The 1,588-nt window shown below is 69.3% G+C and carries 1 protein-coding gene; it reads right to left on the reverse strand.

What is annotated here, in order from left to right; all coding sequences use genetic code 11:
* Nucleotides 1-11 precede the first annotated feature (11 nt).
* Nucleotides 12-1,460, reverse strand: a complete 1,449-nt coding sequence (locus tag ACZ6O2_RS36505) for an NF041680 family putative transposase (RefSeq protein ID WP_466026218.1) — start codon at nucleotides 1,458-1,460, stop codon at nucleotides 12-14.
* Nucleotides 1,461-1,588: the final 128 nt, after the last annotated feature.

Genomic DNA, 1,588 nt, shown 5'->3' on the forward strand with positions numbered 1-1,588 from the left:
TAGCTTGTCTTTTAACCTTTGCGTTTTTGCTGGTCGGCTTGGGTGCGGGCACGGTGGATGGTTTTACCGACGTCGTGGCGGGGTGCGCGGTGTCGGTTGGGGCTGCCGGGTGGACGTCCGGGGCCTGGCCGGGTGGGTTTAGGTGCCTGCGCGGGATGGCTGGTCTTCGGCCGGAGGTTCCGAAACCCGCGGCGGACCCGGGCGGGGCTCAGGCGTTCGGGTCGGGTGGGGTCGGCGGGTCGTTCCCAGGGACGATGCAGGTCGTCGGTGAGGCCACGGGCCAGCCGTAGTTGGGTGTGTGCGGTGAGAATCAGCCAGGTCCAGGTGTCGGCCGCGTTCGGGTTGCGCAAGCGGGGTCGGGTCCAGCCGAGGGTCTGTTTGAGCAGCCGGAAGGTGTGCTCGAGGTCAAAGCGGCGTAGGTAGGCCTGCCAGAGCAGATCAACCTGGGCGGCGGTCAGATCAGGCGTGGAGCACCACAGCCAGATCGGTTTGGGGTTCTGACCGGAGGGGACGCGGTCGACGGTCAGCCGCAGCAGAGTGCCTTCCAGGATCGGCAGCGGCCCGGTGTGGCTGATCCATGCGGCGCGGCGGGTCAGCCGGGGATGCACCCGGTTGAAGGCGAGGGCTTGTGCGGTGCCGTAGCGGGCGGTGGCGGTGTGGGTGTGGTGGGTCGGCTGGGGCCAGGTGGTCTCGTCGGACAACCGCAGTTCCGGGCCGTGGTGGCGAGGCCGGCCGATCGTGGTCGGGGTGCGGGCCGGTGCCGGTAGGCGCATCACCCGGCTGGAACGCAGCCGCCCGAGGATCTCGACCGGCAGATCACGCAGCTCGTGGGCGAGGCGGGCGGAGTCGTAGCCTGAGTCGGCCACGATCAGGATCGGCGGGTCACCCTCACGCCAGTGTCCGGCGGTGATCAGCCGGTCCACGACCTGGCGCACCTGCGCACAGGTCACGGCCGTCTCGTCGTCGGCCGGACCGAGCCGGACCGCGTCGAGCAGCGCGGTCCAGGAGGTAGCGCCGGTCTCCAGGGCGGCCACGATCGAATACGGCCAGCCGGGGACTCGCTGGTCCTGGGCGCGGGTCTGCCCGGTCACGTGACAGTAGAGCCGGTCCGGGCTGGTGTGGGCTTCCCGGCGCAGCCACGCGGACACGTCCACCGCAAGCACGATCCGCCCGTCAGCGGCCAGCGGGACCGGCAACGCGGCCACGGCCCGGCGCAACCGGGCCAGCTCCAGACGCCCGTGGTTGACCGCATCGTAGAGCGCCCCATGACCCCGGCGATGTTCGGCGGTCAGGCTCAACCCGACCAAGCTGTCCACCGGGCCATCCGCGCACAACACCGCGTCGGTCAGCTCGAACAGGGCGTCCGCCCGACGGGTCAGACAGCCGTAAAACTCTTCCCGGAACCCCGCGAGTCGCCGCAGCGACTCGACGCGGCCAGCGGGGTCGGGCACACTGCTCATCACGGCCTTCGGTTGTGAGTCATGTTCTTCTTTGGCGAGACGACATGATCACCGAAGCCGTCTTCGTGTCCACCCACGACAGCGCGAGACATCAGGCCAGAGAGCCGAAGGTTAAAAAACAAGACTAG

It is taken from the genome of Micromonospora sp. NPDC048040 (assembly GCF_055587185.1).

Excerpts from the sequence above, each read along its gene's own strand:
- ACZ6O2_RS36505 (WP_466026218.1), bottom strand. The coding sequence starts at position 1,460 with ATGAGCAGTGTGCCCGACCCCGCTGGCCGCGTCGAGTCGCTGCGGCGA.